The organism is Zunongwangia pacifica, from assembly GCF_023499215.1.
In the GTDB taxonomy this organism is placed as follows: domain Bacteria; phylum Bacteroidota; class Bacteroidia; order Flavobacteriales; family Flavobacteriaceae; genus Zunongwangia; species Zunongwangia pacifica.
Window position 1 is genome coordinate 19,811 of sequence record NZ_JAKHSK010000008.1, and the last position, 19,969, is coordinate 39,779.

The window sequence follows — 19,969 nt, forward strand, 5'->3', positions numbered from 1 at the left end:
TTGTTATGGCTTAAGGTTTTATCTTTTTCAATAACTTCATACTATAGCCTTTTTTAAATATAGAAGAACACAAATTCTTTACATTAGATTTGTTAATTTTTTTTATTTAATAACCTAAAAAAAATGTTCAGGTCATTTCATTATTAATAATTTCACATTTCTTCTTATTATTGTGCTAATAATAGATGTTACGTTTTGCAAATCAAGTTTTTAGGAATTTTCTTTCTTTTTCTTACAAAATTAGCTCTGGCTCAAACAAAATTCTCACAAGAGTCTATAGCCGATTCTGCACGCTATTATATAAAAGAAGCTAATGAGTCGATTTTTAACGATTTTGAAATAGCAAAAGAAGAACTTATAAAAGCTAAAAATTTTGTAGACCAGACAGAAGATGCTGCTTTAAAAGCCGAGGTAGCACGTAAATTTGCTATTGCTTATTATATAAAAGGAGAATATTATAACTCCTTATCTCATTTCCTGGAAGCAGAAGGCTTGTATAGAAAAGCAGGAGATTGGGTAGGCATAGGTAAATGCTTAAATGGTTTGGGCTTAATCCAACAGGGGATCGATAGGCACAAGGAAGCTATAGAATATTTTAAGCAGGCAAGAGATTATTATAATTTATCTAAAGATAAATATGCCTCAACTCCTGCCGTAATTAATTTAGGAATTTCTGAATTACAATCGGGCGATTTAGATCATGCAAAAGCTACTTTAGATAGTGCGCTAATCATGGCTATAGGTTCGGGTAGAAAAGATATTGAGCATGTAACCCTAAATCATTTAGGGGATTTAGCGTACAAAAAAGATCAAATCAATACTGCTTTAACGTATTTTGAAAGGGTAGTAAATGATAGTGTGGAACCAAATAATTGGGAAAAGGCATTCTCTTATTACGGTTTGGCAAAGGTTGACCTTGCTTTAAATAATCTATATGAAGCTGAGAGATATGGTTTGAAAGCTTTAGATTTTGCTAAAGCCAATGAATCGTTTTATGAATTAGAGCGAATAACCGGCGTATTGTTTAATATCTATGAAGCCAAAGGAGAGCTGGAAAAGGCGATTCTTATTTCTAAACAAAATAGGGCGTATAGGGATTCTCTTTATGATCAAAAGAGAACAAGAGCGATTAACGTTTTAAATTTAGAACAAAAGGAAGCAGATAATCGACGCCTTCGAATCGAGAAGATGGAGAAGGATAAGGAGCTTTCTAAAAATAAGCTGATTATTGCAGTACTTCTTACGTTAGGTTTTATTTTAATATTGATTTTATTTTTCTGGGTAAAAAATTATCAGCAAAAAGAACAGTTCAGGAAGGCCCTTGAAGAAAAAAACCGACTTATTGTTCAGAAAAATGATATGATTACAGAGCGGAATATTGAGCTGGCAAAACTCAATAAAAGTAAGGATCGTTTATTTTCTATTTTATCACACGATTTAAAATCACCTATTGGTTCTATACAAAAACTTTTAGAGCTTATAAAATCAGGAGAGTTTACCCAAAAAGAGCAAGCTGAACTTTTAGATGAGATGTTAAAGCAGGTTTCAGCCACTTCTTCGATGCTTCAAAATTTATTACAATGGGCCAACTCCCAATTAGAAGGCTCTAAAGTGTATATGGAAGAAGTAATCTTGCCAAAGCGTGTAAAAGAAATAATGGATGCACATTATCTGGTTGCAAAAGCGAAGAACATTAGGATGATACACGAAATACCTTCTAATATGAGTCCGGTTTTCGTTGATAATGGTCATCTGTCCATTATTCTCCATAACTTAATTAGTAACGCAATTAAGTTTACCCATCCCGGTAAAGAAATAAAAATTCATTATTCAGAAAATGAAGGATGCGTTCTATTTAAAGTAAAAGATGGAGGTGATGGTATTTCTAAAGAACGTATAGACCAGATTCAGAATTTTAATACACAGATAATGTCTGAGCTTGGTACCGATATGGAGACGGGAACGGGGATAGGTTTGCTGTTGGTCAAACAGTTTTTAATGATGAATAATGCCTATCTTCAAATAAAAAGTTACCTCGGTGAAGGGTCAGAATTTATTATTTGTTTCAGTAAAAATAAGGATTAAGGATTTATTCATGTAAACCTAACGCATTCTAGCGAAAACTGTGTATATTTGCATGCAATTAAATTCTTAATTGCCATGATTGCACACGAATCCAAAATTCTGGGAGAAGGGCTTACTTACGATGATGTTCTTTTAGTCCCTGCCTTCTCTGAGGTTTTACCACGCGAAGTAAATATCCAGACAAAATTTACCAAAAACATTACGATTAACGTTCCTATTGTTTCAGCAGCGATGGATACCGTAACAGAATCCCGTATGGCAATTGCCATGGCTAGAGAGGGAGGTATAGGTGTTCTTCATAAAAACATGACGGTAGAACAGCAGGCTTTAAAAGTACGTAAAGTGAAACGTGCGGAAAGTGGAATGATTATCGACCCTGTTACCCTGCCAATTTCATCTACCGTTCAGGATGCGAAAGATCAAATGAAAGAGCATAGCATTGGCGGTATTCCTATTGTTGATGAAGATGGAAAATTAATAGGGATTGTGACCAATCGTGATCTTAGGTTCGAAAAAAATAATAAGCGTCCTATTTCTGAAGTAATGACTTCAGAAAATCTTGTAACTGTGGCTGAAGGAACTTCTTTAGAGCAGGCAGAGGATATACTTCAGGAAAATAAAATTGAAAAACTTCCGGTAGTAAATAAGGAGGATAAACTGGTTGGTTTAATCACTTTTAGGGATATTACCAAGCTTACCCAAAAGCCTAATGCTAATAAAGATAGCTACGGAAGATTAAGGGTTGCTGCGGCTATTGGAGTGACCGCAGATGCGGTACAAAGAGCTGAAGCCTTGTATAATGCCGGGGTAGATGCTATTATTATCGATACCGCTCATGGTCATACTAAAGGAGTTGTTTTTGTCTTGAAAGAAGTAAAATCAAAATTCCCGGATCTTGAAGTTGTTGTTGGAAATATCGCTACCGGTGAAGCTGCAAAATATTTAGTAGAAGCGGGTGCAGATGCGGTAAAAGTAGGTATTGGGCCGGGATCTATTTGTACCACAAGAGTTGTTGCCGGTGTTGGCTTTCCTCAATTTTCAGCAGTTTTAGAAGTAGCTGCGGCTATAAAAGGAAGCGGTGTACCTGTTATTGCCGATGGAGGTATTCGATATACAGGAGATATTCCAAAAGCACTTGCAGCAGGAGCCGATTGTGTGATGCTAGGTTCTCTTTTAGCAGGAACTAAAGAATCACCGGGAGAAACCATTATTTATGAAGGAAGGAAATTTAAATCTTACCGCGGAATGGGATCTGTAGAAGCGATGAAAAAAGGTTCTAAAGATCGTTATTTTCAGGATGTAGAAGACGATATCAAGAAACTTGTTCCTGAAGGAATCGTAGGTCGTGTTCCTTACAAAGGTGATTTAGAAGAGAGCATTCATCAATTTGTTGGCGGTTTAAGAGCCGGTATGGGATATTGCGGAGCCAAGGATATTGAAACGTTAAAAGAACATGCAAAATTTGTGAAAATCACCTCTTCTGGTATTCATGAAAGTCATCCTCACGATGTGACGATCACTAAAGAGTCTCCAAATTACAGTAGATAATTTTAGAAGAATCTATATAACTGTAAAAGCCCGCAATCGCGGGCTTTTTGTATTGCGTGTTTTTGTGCTTTTTAATTAGATCCTGCTTTATTACTATCGGCAGATGGTTGGGTAGTATTCACCTCTTCAATCGAAATTCCTAACTTTTCCATTACTTTTTCAGTAATATCACTTCCTGGTTGAGAGTAAGCCAAAGCCCCACCACCGGCATGAAAAATCTGGGTATAGCCTTCTTCGCTAATAACTTCTTTCATTGCAGCGTCGATTTTTTGATATAATGGCTGGGTAAGCTCATTACGTTTCATTTGCATCATTACCTGAGAGCGCTGGCGAAATTGTTTAATTTCGTTCTCTAATCCAAGAATTTGGTTTTCCCGTTGTTTTTTAATGTCTTCAGTAAAAATAGCCGTACTGTCCTGGTAATTTTTAATAAGACCTTCGTAGGCTTTAATCGCTTTTTCTACATCTGTTTGTAAAGATTTGTTGTATGCCTGTATGCCTTCATCTACAGTGCTAATTTCAGGCATTTTGGTAATAATGTATTCGGCATCTATCGTTCCTATCTTACTTTGTGCGTTCGCCGCAATTGCGAAAAATAAAAATGTAATTAATACGCTAAATTTTTTCATTTTTTATCTCTTGTTTTGCGCAAATATAACAGGGAGTATTAATTAAACATAGAATTTTTTAGGAAAATGATACTTTTTGAGTTTGATAAAATGAAATTACACCGCTTTTTTAGACCAAATACAAACAGTGCTTGATAATCAGTAAGGTTATAGCTTGCAGAACCTTTAGGAATTCTTATTTTTGCTTCACTTAATAAGAAATTTCAGAAAACAGCGTTTTTACTGAAGTTGAAAGAATTGTTGACCTGTTTTGAAGAAAGTATTTAAGGCAATTTTAATAGGCTTTATAGCGATTTTGGTTATTTCTTGTGATCTTTTTAAATCTCAGGATGATCGAAAAGTCGTGGTACGGGTAAATAATTCTTATTTATATGAGGAAGATATTAAAAGCCTGGTTGGTGAAGGAACCTCGGCAGAGGATAGTGCCATTATTGTAAATAGTTATATTAATCGTTGGGCAACACAACAATTATTGATCGACAGGGCAAAACTGAACCTTCCGGAAGCCAGACAAAAGGAGTTTGATGAGTTGGTAGAAAATTATAAAAACGAATTGTATACCAATGCCTATACCGAGGCTATCGTTTCAAAAGAAGTGGATTCTGTTTTTTCTGATACTGTTATTTCAAGGTATTACGAAGAGAACAAAGAGAATTTTAAACTTGGGCAGGATCTTGTGAAACTTAGGTATATAAATTTAGAGGCAAATAATACCAATTTTGATAAAATTAAAGACTGGTTTGTTCGTTTTAACGAAGAGGATAAGGTAAAATTGCAGGAAAATGCATTGCAATTTAAAAATTATTCTTTTAACGATTCAGTTTGGATAAAAACAGCTACGGTTTACGACAAAGTAACACCATTAGGCGTGGGGGACAGAGCTAAATTGGTACAAAAAGACAAATACATAGAGTTAAAAGATTCGTTAGAAACCTATTTAATTTATGTAAATGACGCGCTTAAGAAAAACGATCAGGCGCCATTAGAGTATGCAAAACCAACGGTGGAACAGATTTTGCTTAATAAGCAAAAATTAGAGTTGGTAAAGCAGTTAGAAAAGGATATTACAAAAGATGCAATTAAAAACAATCAATTTGAGATTTACAATTAAGAGAAGTTTGATGCTGGCGGCTATACTGCTTGGGTTACATGCAGGAGCACAGGAGATTATTGTTACAGACAGCACTTCGATCCCACTAGAGGAAGAGCTGGCGCAAAGCGAAGCGGTAACGGCTGAGGAAGGTACTCGAAGAAAAGTAGATGGTATTGCTGCGGTAATTGGGGATTATATTATTCTGGATAGTGATGTTGATTTAACAAGAAAAGATATCCAGTCTCAAGGAGGTAGTACCGCAAATGTGACCGATTGCCAACTGGCAGGCTCTCTAATGGAGAATAAACTTTATGCGCACCAGGCCATTCAGGATAGTATTATTGTGCCCGATGCACAAATTAATAATTATATCGATCAACAAATTGCCGGTATGGTAAGACAGCTGGGGAGCATGGAAGATGTGCTGGAATTTTATAAAAGAGATTCTGAAGCTGAATTTAGAAATGAATTGTTCGAGCTTAACAAACAAAGCCAGCTTGCACAAAAAATGCGACAAAAAATTATAGAGGATATCGAGGTTACCCCTGAAGAAGTGAGAGCTTACTTTAATAGTATTCCTAAAGATTCCCTTCCTGTTTTTGGAGACGAAGTAGAAATTTCAGAAATCGTGGTAAAACCTGAAGTTCCTGAGGAAGAAAAGCAAAAAACCATTGACCGTTTAAATCAATTTAGATCAGACGTTTTAGATAACGGCTCTAAATTCGCGACGAAGGCGATCCTTTATTCCGATGATACAAAAACGGGAGGTGATATTTTAAGTTTGGGAAGAAAAGATGCTTTTGTAAAGGAATTTAAAGATGTGGCTTTCTCTTTACGCGAAGGGGAAATAAGTGAACCTTTTGAAACTACATATGGATATCATATTATACAACTGGTTAAAGTAAGAGGTCAGGAAATCGATGTACGCCATATCCTTTTAATACCCGATGTAAATAATGCAGCAGTAGAAAAGGCGAAGAAGGAGATCGATGGGGTACGGGAGAAAATTGTAAATGGGGAAATCGAATTTGCCCAGGCCGCCAGAGAAGTTTCAGATAGAGAGGAAACAAAGGCTGATGGTGGTAAAATGAGAAATCCAACTACCGGAGATACCGGTTTCGATCAAAAGAATTTACCTCCAAGACTTTACAGTCAGATTTCAGAATTAAAAGACGGTGAGATTTCTTATCGACTTACCGAGCAGGACGAAATGGGGCGCCCTATTTTTAAGATCGTGAAAATCGATAAAAGGATTCCGCAGCATGTTGCAGATTACGGTACAGATTATATGAAGATTAAAGATCTTGCGCTTCAGGATAAAAGAATTAAAGCGATCCAGGAGTGGCAAAAAGAAAAAATCCAGGATACTTACGTTAAAGTTAGTGGAAAATACCGGGATTGTGAGTATACTAGCAACTGGTTAAAAAAATAAAATTAATTACTGAATGTCTGACGTTAGCTTACTAGAGAATTTTGTACAAAAGCATAAAAGCTTAAAAGGTGAAATAAGTAAAGTAATTGTAGGACAGGAAAAAGTAATCGATCAAATACTGCTCTCCGTTTTTTCCGGAGGGCATTCTTTGTTAATAGGCGTTCCCGGTCTGGCGAAAACCTTAATGGTAAATACCATTTCTAAAGCTTTGGGACTGGATTTTAAGCGTATTCAGTTTACGCCAGATCTTATGCCGAGTGATATACTGGGGTCAGAAATTCTTAATGAAAAACGCGAATTTCAGTTTATAAAAGGCCCTGTGTTTACCAATATATTGCTGGCAGACGAGATAAACCGCACACCTCCAAAAACACAGGCAGCCCTGTTAGAAGCCATGCAGGAAAAATCGGTAACTGTAGCAGGGCACCGGTATCATTTAGATTCGCCTTATTTTGTGCTGGCTACACAAAACCCTATAGAGCAGGAAGGAACCTATCCTTTGCCAGAGGCGCAGTTAGACCGCTTTATGTTTGCGATTAATCTGGAATATCCCACTTTCGAGGAAGAAGTAAGTGTCGTTAAAAATACCACTAGCGATAGGCAATATGATATCAAATCGTTGTTTACTTCAGCCGAGATTAGCGATATTCAGCAGCTCATTAGAAAAATTCCGGTGGCAGATAATGTGATCGAATATGCTGTAAAATTGGTAGGAAAAACCCGCCCAAATTCAGAGGCTGCTCCCGCGCTTGTAAAAAATTATTTAGATTGGGGAGCCGGGCCAAGAGCTTCGCAAAACCTTATCCTTGCGGCAAAAACTCATGCAGTCATAAATGGTAAATTCTCTCCCGATAAAGAGAATGTTCAGGCCGTAGCGATTGGCATATTGCGTCACCGAATCATCAAAAATTATAAAGCCGAAGCCGAAGGTGTTACTGTCGAAAGCTTAATCAAAGAACTTTTCTGATAATCTGCTATAATCATCTGCTTTTAGAAGCTACCGGAGAAATTGCTTCTTAAATAGATTCCTTTTTTATAGTGATAGATAATTAAGAATGGCTATAAATAAAATCAATTGCTTCTTTGAAGTGATGTAGTTTATTAAATTCTTAAAAATACACGTCAATTTTTGCGTACTATGTTTTTTGAGGTGATAGTGTTTGTCTTTTATTGAATATTCTGCCTTCTTGAAATCTGTTGCAACCCCTTTTACTCAAACCTTTTAGAAGGGCTTTTGATTTTCGAAATCCGCTTAAATTTCTTATTTTTGTTGGACTTTTTTAGAACAAAAACTCTTAAAACAATGGCATACGATATTGATATGATCAAAAAGGTGTACGACCAGATGGCAGATCGTGTTACTAAAGCACGTGAAGTTGTTGGTAAACCTTTAACTCTTGCAGAAAAAATTCTTTATTCTCATTTATGGGACGGTGAAGCAACCAAAGCTTACGAGAGAGCAAAAGATTATGTAGAATTCTCTCCAGATAGAATTGCCTGCCAGGATGCAACTGCACAAATGGCTTTATTGCAATTTATGCAAGCTGGTAAAAAGAAAGTAGCTGTTCCTACCACAGTACACTGTGATCACCTTATTCAGGCAAAAATGGGAGCTGCAATCGATCTGCAAAGTGCCAATAAATCAAGTAGCGAGGTTTTCGATTTTCTAGAATCTGTTTCTAATAAATACGGCATTGGTTTCTGGAAACCTGGTGCCGGGATTATTCACCAGGTAGTATTAGAAAATTATGCATTCCCTGGAGGAATGATGATTGGTACCGATTCTCACACGGTTAACGCAGGTGGTTTAGGTATGGTGGCTATTGGTGTTGGTGGTGCCGATGCTGTAGATGTTATGGCAGGTATGCCATGGGAGCTTAAATTCCCTAAGCTTATTGGTGTGAAATTAACCGGTAAACTTTCAGGATGGACAGCCCCTAAAGATGTCATTCTTAAAGTTGCAGGTATCTTAACCGTAAAAGGGGGGACCGGTGCAATTATCGAATATTTTGGTGAAGGTGCCCGTTCTATGTCTTGTACCGGTAAAGGTACCATTTGTAACATGGGAGCTGAGGTTGGTGCAACCACTTCAACTTTTGGTTATGATGAGTCTATGGAGCGTTACTTAAAAGCGACCAACCGCGAGGATGTAGCTGAAGCAGCTAACGTGGTAAAAGAGCATTTAACCGGTGATGATGAGGTTTACGCTAATCCAGAACAATATTTTGATGAAGTTATCGAAATTAACCTTTCTGAATTAAAACCTCACTTAAACGGACCTTTCACTCCAGATTTAGCCACTCCAATTTCTGAAATGGGAGAAAAAGCGAAGGAAAATGACTGGCCAATCAATGTAGATTGGGGATTAATTGGGTCTTGTACCAACTCTTCTTATGAAGATTTAACCCGTGCCGCTTCCATTGCAAAGCAGGCGGTTGACAAGAAAATAAAATCAAAATCAGATTTTGGTATTAACCCGGGATCTGAACAAATTAGATATACCGCAGAGCGTGACGGACTTTTACAGATTTTTGAAGATCTGGATGCTACTGTATTTACAAATGCCTGTGGACCATGTATCGGTCAGTGGGATCGTAGTGACCGTAAGGGAGAAGAGAAAAACACTATTGTTCATTCTTTTAACCGTAACTTTTCTAAGCGTGCAGATGGTAATCCAAATACACACGCTTTTGTAGGTTCTCCAGAGATGGTTGCTGCTATTGCGATTTCAGGGCGTTTAGATTTCGATCCAACTCGTGATAAATTAATCAACGAGGATGGGGAAGAGGTAATGCTAGATGAACCACAAGGAATTGAACTTCCAACAAAAGGTTTCGCGGTAGAAGATGCAGGTTATATCGCGCCAAAAGAAGATGGTAGTAGTGTAGAAGTAAAAGTAGCTGAAGACAGTGAGCGTTTACAATTACTTACTCCTTTTGAGCCTTGGGATGGTAAAAACCTAACAGGGGCTAAATTATTAATTAAAGCTTGGGGTAAATGTACTACCGACCATATTTCTATGGCGGGTCCCTGGTTACGTTACCGTGGTCACTTAGATAATATTTCTAATAACTGTCTTATTGGTGCTGTAAATGCGTACAATAAGAAAACCAACTTTGTAAAAAATCAGCTTACAGGAGAGTACGATGGCGTACCTGCTGTACAAAGAGAATACAAAAAAGAAGGAGTGCCAACAGTGGTTGTGGGAGATCACAACTATGGGGAAGGTTCTTCTCGTGAGCATGCTGCTATGGAGCCTCGTCACTTAGGTGTTAAAGTGGTACTGGTAAAATCTTTTGCCCGTATTCACGAAACTAACCTTAAGAAACAGGGAATGTTAGCGCTTACTTTTGTAAACGAAAATGATTATGATCTAATTCAGGAAGATGATACGTTTAACTTTGTGGACCTTGCTGAATTTGCTCCAGATAAGGAAATCACGATCGAGATCGTACATGCTGATGGATCTAAAGATACCATTAAAGCTGAGCATACCTACAACTTACCACAAATCGAATGGTATAAGCATGGTTCAGCATTAAACTTAATCAAAAAGGAAAATGCCGCTTAATGGTAATCCCTTAAAGGATTAATGTTTTAAATAAAATTTGCTAAAACTCCCACTATATTTAGTGGGAGTTTTTGTTTTATCTATTTTTGTAGTATGAAAAAGTTTTTTAAAAACGAGTGGATAAACATTATTATGGTGGTGATTATTTTGGCAATGATCATTCCCCAAACAAGAACCCCAATTGCTATTGTTTTTAATAAGCTTATTGCTTCAAATCCAGGAGTGACCGATGAAGAGGAACGCCCAGAAATAGAATCGTATAACTGGATATTAGAAGACCGTTTTAAAAATGAAGTCGATTTTAACCAATTTAAGGGAAAGGTGATTCTAATAAATTACTGGGCCACCTGGTGCCCGCCATGTATTGCAGAAATGCCGAGTTTAGATGAGGTATATCAGGATTATAAAGATAAAGTGGTTTTTCTTTTTATTAGTGGAGAGGATTTGGAAAAAAGTCAGGGGTTTATGAACGCTAAAGGCTATGATTTACCGGTATATCGCATGAAAACCAATTATCCCGATCCTTTAGAAGGCTACAAATTGCCAACCTCTTATCTTATCGACAAAAATGGGAAGATCGTGATTAAAAAAGAAGGTGCTGCCGATTGGAACAGTGCCGGTTTTAGAAATACTTTAGACCAGCTTTTGGCTCATTAAAAGCGGAATTTTCTGAAAAAGGAAATAATAAATTCAGGGTCAAAAAGGCTAAACATGATCTTTAAATCTTCGCTAAAAGAAGTTTCTTCATCCAAATAGGCAAAAATTTCCTCTACCGAATTTTTACGGTAGAATTTACTGAAAATCTGTTCTCCTTTGTCGTTTCTACGGGCAAGTACATCTAAAAAAATGGCATCGTAAATTTTATATTTTTTTCTGAAAAGATCTTTAGAAGGTTCGTGACCAGATTTAATATTTTCGATGATTTTTGAGATGTTTTTTTCGGTGTGTTTAAAGGCGTAACCCGTAGAACCCTTAACCCAGCCGCCACCGGTACCGATTTTGGTGATTTTATCACTATTATTTTTATCGAAGGGGAAATCGGTCATGGGGATAACGCCCTGCTCTTCCTTTGTAATTTCGTAATAATCTGATTTTAAGTATGTTGAAATGTAGTGTTGTAGCTGCTCGTTATAGATAGTTTCTTCTGTAAGAAACGGAGTGAAAAAGGTATATTCCACGAGCGCTTCGTTTTCAGAGAAAGGTAAAATATAGGTGAAACTTGTACTGTTTTTATAACGAAGCCTAAAATCCATCATCGTAAATTGATTAGTCGTAAAAACAGGCGATTCAGATTTTATGTGATAGCCTTTAAAATGCTGGTAAATCTTGGTGTGCTCATTGGTCTCGTAATAAGCGGAAGGTATACGGCTATCAAAAAAGTGAGTGGCATTGTAGGTCTTGTTTTTGCCTATCGCTTTCATGGTTACCGGATCGATTTCTGAAATTTCATCTTCTATTAAAATGAAGTCTTTAGATTTACCAATTTCAGCTAACGCATATTCAAAAAAATCTTCAGAAGTCAGCATTTTATAGGAATAGGGAGCAAGGTCTAAATGTTCATTAGCAATAGTAGAAATAAATTTCCCTTTTTGCCATTCCGCAGTAATTAAAGCATCCCAACGACCATGGCCTTTTTCCCAAAAACACCATGTTTTATCTTTGGTGATTTTAAAAGAAGGATCGATAATCGCTATTTTCTTTCCTTTAAAGAAAACATCATCTTTTAAGCGCAAAGCGAGCTGAAGTCCTGCCAGGCCGCCCCCAACAATCGCATAAAAATATACAGGGCCTAGCATAGGTTGGGGTTACTTAGATTTTTTGAAGTATTTAAAAGGTACAAATAGCATCCCAAAGTTTTCACCGTCTTCTTTACCAATATGTTTGTGATGCATTTTATGTGCTCTTCTAATACCTTTTGCATACGTGCTATTGGCGTTTCTAAAGATCTTAAAACGCTGATGGATAAAAATATCGTGAACGCTAAAATAGGCGATTCCGTAGGCTAAAATTCCTAATCCAATAGGTAAGGTAAACCACACATTTTCATAGCGCCATAAAAGAAAACAGCCAATACTTACCGCCGCGTAAAATACAAAAAACAGGTCGTTACGTTCCCACCAGCTGCTGTGATCTTTTTGGTGATGGTCTTTGTGAAGGCTCCATAAAAAGCCATGCATAATGTATTTATGGGTAAACCATGCCATACCTTCCATGCCTATAAAAGTGGCTAAAAATATTGCGATCCAAAGTACTGTAGTCATAGGTTAAAAATACAAATTATATAAGATTTAGTCGGCATGAGATATAAGACTTTGCAAGTAATCCTGCTTTTTGGTAATCTGATACCCTAATTCGTTTTTTCTTGATTTCTAAAGACGGTGTTTGCTTTAATTTACACAGCAATTTTTTGTAATAAATATAAGCGGTATACACCCCAAATTTCGCTTCTACGGGTAGGTGAATGATTCCGTTTAAGCCCTGTCTAAAATCTTCTTCAATTTCAGCAATAATCCTTTTTTTACTGGCTTCATCTAATTGATCAAGATTGGTGTTCGGAAAATAACTTCGGTTTAAATCTTCAAAATCGGCTTTTAGGTCTCTTAAGAAATTCACCTTTTGAAAGGCCGAGCCCAGGCTCATGGCAGATTCTTTAAGTTGGTCGTACTTTTTTTGATCTCCTTTTACAAATACTTTTAAGCACATAAGCCCCACCACGTCGGCGCTGCCGTAAATATATTCTTTGTATTCCTGGATACTTAGGTAATCTGATTTGTGAAGGTCTAATCGCATACTTTTCATAAAAGCGACGTACAGTTCTTTATCGATATCGTATTTATGTACGGTTTCCTGAAAAGCGTTAAGAATAGGATTTAGACTTATTTTATCTTCTAAAGCTTTATATAAATCGGTTTCAAAATCGTTGAATAACTTCTCCTTATCATAGTCATGAAAGCTGTCTACAATTTCGTCTGCAAATCGTACAAAACCATAAATATTATAAATGTCCTGCCGTATACTTGGAGCTAACATTTTTGTTGCAGAAGAAAAAGAAGTACTGTACGCATGGGTAACTTCTTTACTGCACGTTCTCGAGACAACGTCAAACATAGATTTCATAGCATTAATTTTTATTTTTTGTAATAAGCCCGGCGGTTAATTTTCCCGAGATCAATGATGGTGGAACTCCCGGGCCGGGTACCGTTAACTGCCCTGCAAAAAACAGGTTTTTTACTTTTTTACTTTTAAGCTTAGGCCTTAAAAAGGCTGTTTGTAGCAAGGTGTTCGCTAGTCCGTAAGCATTTCCTTTATAAGAATTATAAGCTTCTTTAAAATCATTTACGCAAAAAGACTCTTTAAATATAATATTATTTTTAACACTTTGATTGGTGATTTTTTCAAATCTAGTGATAATTTTTTCGAAATATGTATTTCTTAATGCCGGAGTGTCTTCGATATCGGGAGCAAGCGGAATTAAGAAGATTCCTGCTTCGTTCCCTTCGGGAGCAATATGATTATCGGTTACTGAAGGAAAACTGGCATAGAAAAGCGGATTTTCGGGCCATTTTGGTGTATCGTAAATGTCCTGGGCATGTACATCAAAATCGGTATCAAAAAATAAGCTGTGATGTACGGTATCTTTTAATTTTTTATCGAAACCTACATAAAAAAGTAGGGATGAAGGGGCAAACGTGCGGCTCTCCCAGTATTTTTCTGAATATTGCCGATGTTGTTCAGGGAGTAGCTGTTCGCTATGATGATAATCTGCGCCACTAAGCACGATATCGCTGGCGATAAATTCATCATTTACATATAAACCTTTAGCGGTGTTATTTTCGACTTCGATTTTAGAAACATTGCTATTGGTTTTAATGGTTACGCCTAAACTTTCGGCTAAAGCCTGGATGCCAAGAATCACCTGGTACATTCCTCCTTTGGGATGCCAGGTTCCCAGCCCAAAGTCGGCATAATTCATAAAACTATAAAAAGAAGGCGTATTGGTAGGTTTGGCTCCTAAAAATAAGACCGGAAATTCAAGAATCTTAATAAGATTTTGATTGTTGAACTCTTTTCTAACCTTTTGGGATATGGTACTAAAAAACTGTCCGATCCTGGTAGCGGTTTGTGGCGTTACCAGTTCTAATGGGGAAACCCCGGGGCGGTAGACCACATCTTTTATGGCGATATCGTAATTTTCCTGTGCTTCTTTAATAAATTTTTTTAAAGGTTTAGAGCTGCCAGGTTCTTCTTTTTCGAAAGCGGCATAAATTTTTTCAAGACTGTCTTCTATCGTTATACAATGTCCCTTTTCAAAATAAACACGGTAGGCAGGATCTAGTTTTATTAACTCATAAAAGTCTTCCGGTTTTTTACCAAAATCGGCAAAAAAGCGTTCAAAAACATCGGGCATCCAGTACCAGGTGGGGCCAATATCAAATGTAAACCCATCTTTTTTTAATTGTCGCGCCCTACCACCAACCTCGTTGTTCTTTTCGTAGATCGTGATGTCGTAGCCTTCCTTAGCCAGGTAGCATGACGCGGCAAGTGAAGCAAATCCAGAGCCAATAATGCTTATTTTTTGCTTCATTTTAAATGGTTTTTGTAAAATTATTCAAATCGCGGTATATTTTTATATTTTCGGGTAAAGCGGTGTCTTTGATCATATTCGCTTTATGCCCAAATAGATTGAGTTCGTATTGGCGACCATCACAAATGATTTCCTGAAACTCATTGATAAAATCCTGCATATTTACAGGGGCAATGGTACAGTAACTTAAAAACCGTACGTTAGGATAGCGTTCCAGTAAAAATTTCATGTTAGAAAGCGGCAAACTTGGTCCCAAAAAGATAGTTTGATATCCGGCATGTAAGAGCAGGTATTGTATGTATAAAATGCCAATGTCATGAATTTCGTTTTCGGGCAGAAAAAGAATAAAAAGATCGTCTTTAGAGGGATCTTTAGTGCTTTTTATATCAACAATATTTAAGTACAGTTTTTGTTTGATTAAATCTACGATATAATGCTCGTGGATAGGTTTTATGGTATCTGTTTGCCAAAGCATTCCCACTTCATTTAAAAGCGGAAGAAAGATATCGTTAAAGATGGTTTTAAAGCTTTTCTTTTCGAGTAAGCCCTTGTAGGTCTTATCGAAAAGTGTCTCATCAAAATTCATCATGGCCATCTTAAATTGGTTGATCGCCCTGTTTTCGTCACTAATGCTAGACGTGATACGATGTACCATTGCGGTAATTTCTTCCTCGCTTAGTTTTGAAATTCTGGAGATTTTATACCCATTTTCGTTAAGAAAAGCGATGTTTAATATTTTTTGAAGACTGGAACTATCGTACATCCTAATGTTGGTCTCGGTACGTTCCGGGCTTAAAATATTATAGCGTTTTTCCCACATTCTTATGGTGTGTGCCTTGATACCGCTAAGGTTTTCTAGGTCTTTAATGCTAAAGTTTTGTTTGATTAATTCCATATTACCTGTGATACTAAACAAATCTAAATAAATAGTACCTGTAATTTACATAGGGAAAAGTTAAAATGTTTAATCTATGCGTTAATTGATTAAACAAAATTTAAAAAAATGGGAAATAGGATCGTTTTTTAAGTGCTGTAAAAACAAAGAAATTCTTTAAATACTAATCCCAAGCCCCATTTGTAGTTTAGAGGTATATTCCCTGGTATTCAGCGGGGTTTTGCTATCAAAATAGTAGTCGTAAATCGCAAAGAATTTAAGCCATCGGTTTAAAGGGAAATCAAACCTAAACTGCTCAAGTAATCGATAATCGCTTAAATCCTTATACAAAGGCTGATAGTAAAACGTATTGGTTAATATAAAATTTCTAGAAGCCGAGGTGTACGAAAAGCTCACATAGGTACTATTTCTATGATTGTACATGGTGCTTCCTATCGTATCACTTTGTTCCATTTCGTACATATAACTATTGCCCAGATGTCCCGTAAAATTTTTACGGCTAATCCAGTTCAATCGTAATCCTGCACCAATCAGGTTTCGTTGCCGTACCACCAATAGCTGGTTATATTGTCCCTGTACAAAGGCTTCTAATCTTATAATTTTATGGATTTTATAATTAAACCTCCCATGCAGAAACCAGGAATTTTGTAAGTTTCCTTCATCAGCATCAACAAGATTATAGTTCCCCAACAAGAGATAGGTTTTCTTTAGGTCTTTGGATCGAATTTGAGTGGTTAAAGAGGCCTCGATCTGATTTACGCTAACGCCATCGTTGTTAGAATGGTTAAACCCAAAATCGGCATTAAGCACAAAGCGAATAGAATCAGACTGGATACGTTTGGTTTCTATATTCACCAGTTGGGCATTTAATAAACCGGGGATAAATAAGCAAATGAATATTAACTTTTTAGGCATAGACGATGTTCAGCTAAAGCAAAGATAAAAGCTTTGATGAATTCGTAAGGAAGATATTAGGATGAATGTACATTGTGAATATGGAATGGGAAAAGAATTGTGAATGAGAGAATGAAATAACCTGTAGCTTATTTCCTGTTAGCAAGGAATCGGATTGGAAAAATAACAAAAAGTAGAAGTGCCCAGGATGGGAGTCGAACCCATACGCCCTAATGGACACATGGCCCTCAACCATGCCTGTCTACCAATTCCAGCACCTGGGCAAATGCGCCGCACTAAAGGGCTAAAAAGAGTTTTGGAAACCCTAAATAAAAAGTGATCTGGCTGGGGCTTCTTTCGACTTCGCTCAAGATAAACTTCTCGCCCATCCACATCTTAGTGATCTGGCTGGGGCTCGAACCCAGGACCCTCTCCTTAAAAGGGAGATGCTCTACCAACTGAGCTACCAGATCAAAATTGTATGTAATAAAAATAAGAACAAAAAAGTGATCTGGCTGGGGCTCGAACCCAGGACCCTCTCCTTAAAAGGGAGATGCTCTACCAACTGAGCTACCAGATCATTAAATAAGCATCCGTCGTTTTGCGAATGCGGGTGCAAATATATAATCAATTTTTTATTTTTCAAGCTTATTTTAAATTAAATTTGCTTTCAGTAAAAATTAACTTGAAAAAAACGGCTATAGTATGAAAATTTTCTTGAATGGTTATATGGGGTCTGGGAAATCCCTTATTGGTAAAATGCTTTCTGATTCAATGGGTTACCCATTTGTAGATATGGACGATCAGATTGAAATTATGGAAGGCACTACTATTCATGAAATTTTTCAAAAAAAAGGAGAATTATATTTCAGAAAACTCGAAAATGAAGTTTTAAAGGATATTTTGGCGTCAAATTCAGAGATGATTATCTCTCTTGGAGGCGGAACTCCGTGCTACGGAAATAATTTTGAATTGATAAAGAGTGATCCTGAAAATAAAACCGTGTACTTAAAAGCCTCGGTCGAACAATTAACACAACGATTGTTTTTAGAGAAAGTGCACCGCCCGGTGATTAGCCACCTGGATACTAAAGAGCAGCTGGAAGAGTTTATAAGAAAGCACCTTTTTGAGCGAGCGTACTATTACAATCAATCTAATATCATTGTGGATGTAGATCATGCTACACCCACAGTAATTTTAGAAGAAATAAAATCCAGGCTAGCTTAAACAAGCTCGGCCCTGTCGTTACCTTCTTCAAAAGTGATCTTTACCGTTTCGTTTAAAGAGGTAGAAAGTGATATACCTTTAAAATCGGCTTTTACAGGGTATTTTTTATGATTACGGTCTACTAGTACCGCCGTTTTAAATTGCTTTAAAGGAACGTCTAAAAAGTGGCGTACACCGTAGATTAAAGTGGTGCCCGAGTTTAAAACATCGTCTACCAGTACAATCGACTTATTACTGTATTTTTCCGACGGTATAGAGGTGGTGATGGCATTTAATGGATGTTGTTTATCTACCTTTACCTCACACAGAATAATGTGAAGCGGGGAGATTTTCTCTAATTCGGCCTGGATTCTTTTTGCCAGTTTAAAACCTTTGCGGGCAATACCGGCAAGAACGATTTCCTGTTCGTTAATATTATTTTCGTAGATCTGAAATGCGATACGCTTGGTTTTTTGAGCAATTTCAGCATGATTTAAAATCTGAACCTTTTCTTTCATTTAAGCGCTATTAAGTATTTTGTTCTTTATTTTCAGTGTCACCAGCATTATCAAACCAGTCTTCGATATCCCGACGATCTTTTTTTGTAGGTCTTCCGGTGCCTTTTTTTCGGTAATACTCTTTAGAATATTTTAGAAGATCTAATTTTTCAAAAGCTTCTTTTGGAGTGTGATCCTGTATATAGATGGTGACAAGTTTGGCACCAACCCTGCTTGGAGGGAGGTCTAATACTTCTAACTGATAGTCTATCTGGTTTTTTCTTACCAGCAGTTTATCGCCGGGAAAAACCTCTTTAGAAGGTTTTATGTTACTACCGTTCATTTTCACCTTCCCCTGTTTACAGGCATTGGTGGCAATACTTCGGGTTTTAAAGTACCGTACACTCCATAAAAATTTATCAACTCTCATAATAATTGGTCCCTAAAACTGTTCTATAATCATAAACAAAAATACAAGATTATTGTATCTTGCGCCCTTAAAAAACGAGACAATGCGATTAAACAAATATTTATTAGCCGGAATTGCTTTGGCTGGCCTTATTTTTACGAGTTGTAATAAAGATGATGATGGAGGCAAAATAGAGCCGATAGAATTAAGGGACGAGCAGGAACAGGCGGTGATAGACGATGATAGTATTGTAGAATATTTACAAACGCATTTTTATAATTACGAAGAATTTGAAAGCCCTGCTTCAGATTTTGACTATAATATTGTATTTGATACTATTGCTGGGGAAAACAGTGATAAAAAACCAATTTTGGAATCACCGCTTTTGGAAACGAAAAAAGTGACCTATAAGGTGAATGAAATCGAATTGGATTACAATCTTTATATATTGAAAGTTAGAGAAGGTGTTGGTGAAAAGCCACATTTTACAGATTCTACTTTTGTTAGATATAAAGGAGAACTACTTTCTTCTAAAGTTTTTGATAATAGTATTAATTCGCCGGTATGGTTCGATCTGGTGGGTTCCGTTTTTATAAACCCTAATACAGGTCAACCTTATATAGAGGGAGGTGTGAAAGCCGTAGGATTTAGAGAAGCTATGATCGAATTTAGAGGAGCTTCAGACTATAGTGTAAATCCCGATAATACCATAAAATGGTCTAATGATTATGGAATAGGAGCTTTATTTGCACCCTCAGGGCTAGGATATTTTAATACTCCAATTGGAGGAAAAGAATATAGCCCGTTAATTTTCACATTTCACTTATTAAATGTAAATGAAGCCGATCATGATGGGGATGGTATCCCAAGCTGGATGGAAGATATTGATGGTGATGGCGATATATATAATGATGATACCGATGGGGACGGATTACCAAATTATGCAGATAGAGATGATGACGGGGATGGTTTAGCGACGCGTCGTGAAATAATTATCAACGCCGATGGTACTATAACTTTCCCGGATAGTAATAATAATGGTACGCCTAATTATTTAGATGCTGATTATTTTCAGCCTGTAGAAGAAGAATAAACGATCAGATTTCAATATAAAAAAAGCTCCTT

General features: G+C 36.8%; 18 protein-coding genes and 3 tRNA genes. 9 read left to right on the plus strand and 12 right to left on the minus strand.

The features are described 5' to 3' along the window. The first annotated feature begins 195 nt into the window (after positions 1-195). Both L1967_RS07050 and guaB read left to right on the plus strand, forming a co-directional pair. Positions 196-2,085, plus strand: coding sequence for a tetratricopeptide repeat-containing sensor histidine kinase (locus L1967_RS07050; protein ID WP_249601029.1), 1,890 nt, complete (start codon positions 196-198; stop codon positions 2,083-2,085). A 75-nt stretch (positions 2,086-2,160) separates the two neighbouring features. Further along, a complete protein-coding gene (gene guaB, locus L1967_RS07055) occupies positions 2,161-3,633 on the plus strand; it encodes an IMP dehydrogenase (RefSeq protein ID WP_249601030.1) in 1,473 nt (490 codons plus the stop codon). Positions 3,634-3,704: 71 nt separating this feature from the next. Here guaB and L1967_RS07060 read toward each other — a convergent pair whose 3' ends face one another. Next, positions 3,705-4,262, minus strand: coding sequence for an OmpH/Skp family outer membrane protein (locus tag L1967_RS07060; RefSeq protein WP_249601031.1), 558 nt, complete (start codon positions 4,260-4,262; stop codon positions 3,705-3,707). A 250-nt stretch (positions 4,263-4,512) separates the two neighbouring features. Between L1967_RS07060 and L1967_RS07065 the strand changes: the two genes are divergently transcribed. The 5 genes from L1967_RS07065 (at position 4,513) to L1967_RS07085 (ending at position 11,015) form a co-directional block, all read left to right on the plus strand. Next, complete coding sequence (locus tag L1967_RS07065) at positions 4,513-5,373, plus strand: peptidyl-prolyl cis-trans isomerase (RefSeq protein ID WP_249601032.1); 861 nt, start codon at positions 4,513-4,515, stop codon at positions 5,371-5,373. After that, entirely contained in the window at positions 5,336-6,787 is a 1,452-nt protein-coding gene (locus L1967_RS07070; RefSeq protein ID WP_249601033.1) for a peptidylprolyl isomerase, read from the plus strand. Before L1967_RS07065 ends, L1967_RS07070 begins: the two co-directional genes overlap by 38 nt. A 13-nt stretch (positions 6,788-6,800) precedes the next feature. Beyond that, on the plus strand, positions 6,801-7,754 hold the full coding sequence (locus L1967_RS07075) for an AAA family ATPase (RefSeq protein ID WP_249601034.1): 954 nt from the start codon (positions 6,801-6,803) through the stop codon (positions 7,752-7,754). A gap of 336 nt (positions 7,755-8,090) precedes the next feature. Next, positions 8,091-10,358 (plus strand): aconitate hydratase, encoded by a 2,268-nt coding sequence (locus tag L1967_RS07080; protein ID WP_249601035.1) that lies wholly within the window; start codon positions 8,091-8,093, stop codon positions 10,356-10,358. 93 nt (positions 10,359-10,451) lie between these two features. Further along, positions 10,452-11,015, plus strand: a complete 564-nt coding sequence (locus L1967_RS07085; protein WP_249601036.1) for a TlpA family protein disulfide reductase — start codon at positions 10,452-10,454, stop codon at positions 11,013-11,015. Here the strand turns inward: L1967_RS07085 and L1967_RS07090 are convergent. The 9 genes from L1967_RS07090 to L1967_RS07130 form a co-directional block, all read right to left on the minus strand. After that, positions 11,012-12,154, minus strand: coding sequence for a lycopene cyclase family protein (locus L1967_RS07090; RefSeq protein WP_249601037.1), 1,143 nt, complete (start codon positions 12,152-12,154; stop codon positions 11,012-11,014). The genes L1967_RS07085 and L1967_RS07090 overlap by 4 nt on opposite strands. Before the next feature lie 9 nt (positions 12,155-12,163). Beyond that, the gene (locus tag L1967_RS07095) at positions 12,164-12,619 is read right to left on the minus strand and encodes a sterol desaturase family protein (protein ID WP_249601038.1); all 456 of its coding nucleotides are present in this window, start codon (positions 12,617-12,619) and stop codon (positions 12,164-12,166) included. A gap of 16 nt (positions 12,620-12,635) precedes the next feature. Beyond that, positions 12,636-13,475, minus strand: a complete 840-nt coding sequence (locus L1967_RS07100; RefSeq protein ID WP_249601039.1) for a phytoene/squalene synthase family protein — start codon at positions 13,473-13,475, stop codon at positions 12,636-12,638. Between the two features lie 4 nt (positions 13,476-13,479). Next, positions 13,480-14,943: a phytoene desaturase family protein gene (locus L1967_RS07105; protein WP_249601040.1), complete on the minus strand. Its 1,464-nt coding sequence runs from the start codon at positions 14,941-14,943 to the stop codon at positions 13,480-13,482. A 1-nt stretch (position 14,944) separates the two neighbouring features. Further along, positions 14,945-15,838, minus strand: a complete 894-nt coding sequence (locus L1967_RS07110; protein ID WP_249601041.1) for a MerR family transcriptional regulator — start codon at positions 15,836-15,838, stop codon at positions 14,945-14,947. Between the two features lie 156 nt (positions 15,839-15,994). After that, positions 15,995-16,753: a DUF481 domain-containing protein gene (locus tag L1967_RS07115; protein WP_249601042.1), complete on the minus strand. Its 759-nt coding sequence runs from the start codon at positions 16,751-16,753 to the stop codon at positions 15,995-15,997. A 179-nt stretch (positions 16,754-16,932) separates the two neighbouring features. After that, positions 16,933-17,016 (minus strand) — tRNA-Leu (locus tag L1967_RS07120). Between the two features lie 116 nt (positions 17,017-17,132). Beyond that, a tRNA-Lys gene (locus L1967_RS07125) sits at positions 17,133-17,205 on the minus strand. A gap of 34 nt (positions 17,206-17,239) precedes the next feature. Beyond that, a tRNA-Lys gene (locus tag L1967_RS07130) sits at positions 17,240-17,312 on the minus strand. 125 nt (positions 17,313-17,437) lie between these two features. Here L1967_RS07130 and L1967_RS07135 point away from each other — a divergent pair. After that, on the plus strand, positions 17,438-17,959 hold the full coding sequence (locus tag L1967_RS07135; protein WP_249601043.1) for a shikimate kinase: 522 nt from the start codon (positions 17,438-17,440) through the stop codon (positions 17,957-17,959). Here L1967_RS07135 and L1967_RS07140 read toward each other — a convergent pair. Together L1967_RS07140 and L1967_RS07145 are read right to left on the minus strand one after the other, a co-directional pair. Beyond that, on the minus strand, positions 17,956-18,456 hold the full coding sequence (locus tag L1967_RS07140) for a phosphoribosyltransferase family protein (RefSeq protein WP_249601044.1): 501 nt from the start codon (positions 18,454-18,456) through the stop codon (positions 17,956-17,958). The two genes, L1967_RS07135 and L1967_RS07140, sit on opposite strands and share 4 nt — an antisense overlap. Positions 18,457-18,466: 10 nt before the next feature. Continuing rightward, a complete protein-coding gene (locus L1967_RS07145) occupies positions 18,467-18,865 on the minus strand; it encodes an RNA-binding S4 domain-containing protein (RefSeq protein WP_249601045.1) in 399 nt (132 codons plus the stop codon). Between the two features lie 82 nt (positions 18,866-18,947). On the opposite strand from L1967_RS07145, the gene L1967_RS07150 reads away from it, so the two are divergent. Continuing rightward, the gene (locus L1967_RS07150) at positions 18,948-19,937 is read left to right on the plus strand and encodes an FKBP-type peptidyl-prolyl cis-trans isomerase (protein ID WP_249601046.1); all 990 of its coding nucleotides are present in this window, start codon (positions 18,948-18,950) and stop codon (positions 19,935-19,937) included. Positions 19,938-19,969: the final 32 nt, after the last annotated feature.

Excerpts from the sequence above, each read along its gene's own strand:
- guaB (WP_249601030.1), top strand. The coding sequence starts at position 2,161 with ATGATTGCACACGAATCCAAAATTCTGGGAGAAGGGCTTACTTACGAT.
- L1967_RS07060 (WP_249601031.1), bottom strand. The coding sequence starts at position 4,262 with ATGAAAAAATTTAGCGTATTAATTACATTTTTATTTTTCGCAATTGCG.
- L1967_RS07070 (WP_249601033.1), top strand. The coding sequence starts at position 5,336 with ATGCAATTAAAAACAATCAATTTGAGATTTACAATTAAGAGAAGTTTG.
- L1967_RS07075 (WP_249601034.1), top strand. The coding sequence starts at position 6,801 with ATGTCTGACGTTAGCTTACTAGAGAATTTTGTACAAAAGCATAAAAGC.
- L1967_RS07080 (WP_249601035.1), top strand. The coding sequence starts at position 8,091 with ATGGCATACGATATTGATATGATCAAAAAGGTGTACGACCAGATGGCA.
- L1967_RS07085 (WP_249601036.1), top strand. The coding sequence starts at position 10,452 with ATGAAAAAGTTTTTTAAAAACGAGTGGATAAACATTATTATGGTGGTG.
- L1967_RS07090 (WP_249601037.1), bottom strand. The coding sequence starts at position 12,154 with ATGCTAGGCCCTGTATATTTTTATGCGATTGTTGGGGGCGGCCTGGCA.
- L1967_RS07095 (WP_249601038.1), bottom strand. The coding sequence starts at position 12,619 with ATGACTACAGTACTTTGGATCGCAATATTTTTAGCCACTTTTATAGGC.
- L1967_RS07100 (WP_249601039.1), bottom strand. The coding sequence starts at position 13,475 with ATGAAATCTATGTTTGACGTTGTCTCGAGAACGTGCAGTAAAGAAGTT.
- L1967_RS07105 (WP_249601040.1), bottom strand. The coding sequence starts at position 14,943 with ATGAAGCAAAAAATAAGCATTATTGGCTCTGGATTTGCTTCACTTGCC.
- L1967_RS07110 (WP_249601041.1), bottom strand. The coding sequence starts at position 15,838 with ATGGAATTAATCAAACAAAACTTTAGCATTAAAGACCTAGAAAACCTT.
- L1967_RS07115 (WP_249601042.1), bottom strand. The coding sequence starts at position 16,753 with ATGCCTAAAAAGTTAATATTCATTTGCTTATTTATCCCCGGTTTATTA.
- L1967_RS07135 (WP_249601043.1), top strand. The coding sequence starts at position 17,438 with ATGAAAATTTTCTTGAATGGTTATATGGGGTCTGGGAAATCCCTTATT.
- L1967_RS07140 (WP_249601044.1), bottom strand. The coding sequence starts at position 18,456 with ATGAAAGAAAAGGTTCAGATTTTAAATCATGCTGAAATTGCTCAAAAA.
- L1967_RS07145 (WP_249601045.1), bottom strand. The coding sequence starts at position 18,865 with ATGAGAGTTGATAAATTTTTATGGAGTGTACGGTACTTTAAAACCCGA.
- L1967_RS07150 (WP_249601046.1), top strand. The coding sequence starts at position 18,948 with ATGCGATTAAACAAATATTTATTAGCCGGAATTGCTTTGGCTGGCCTT.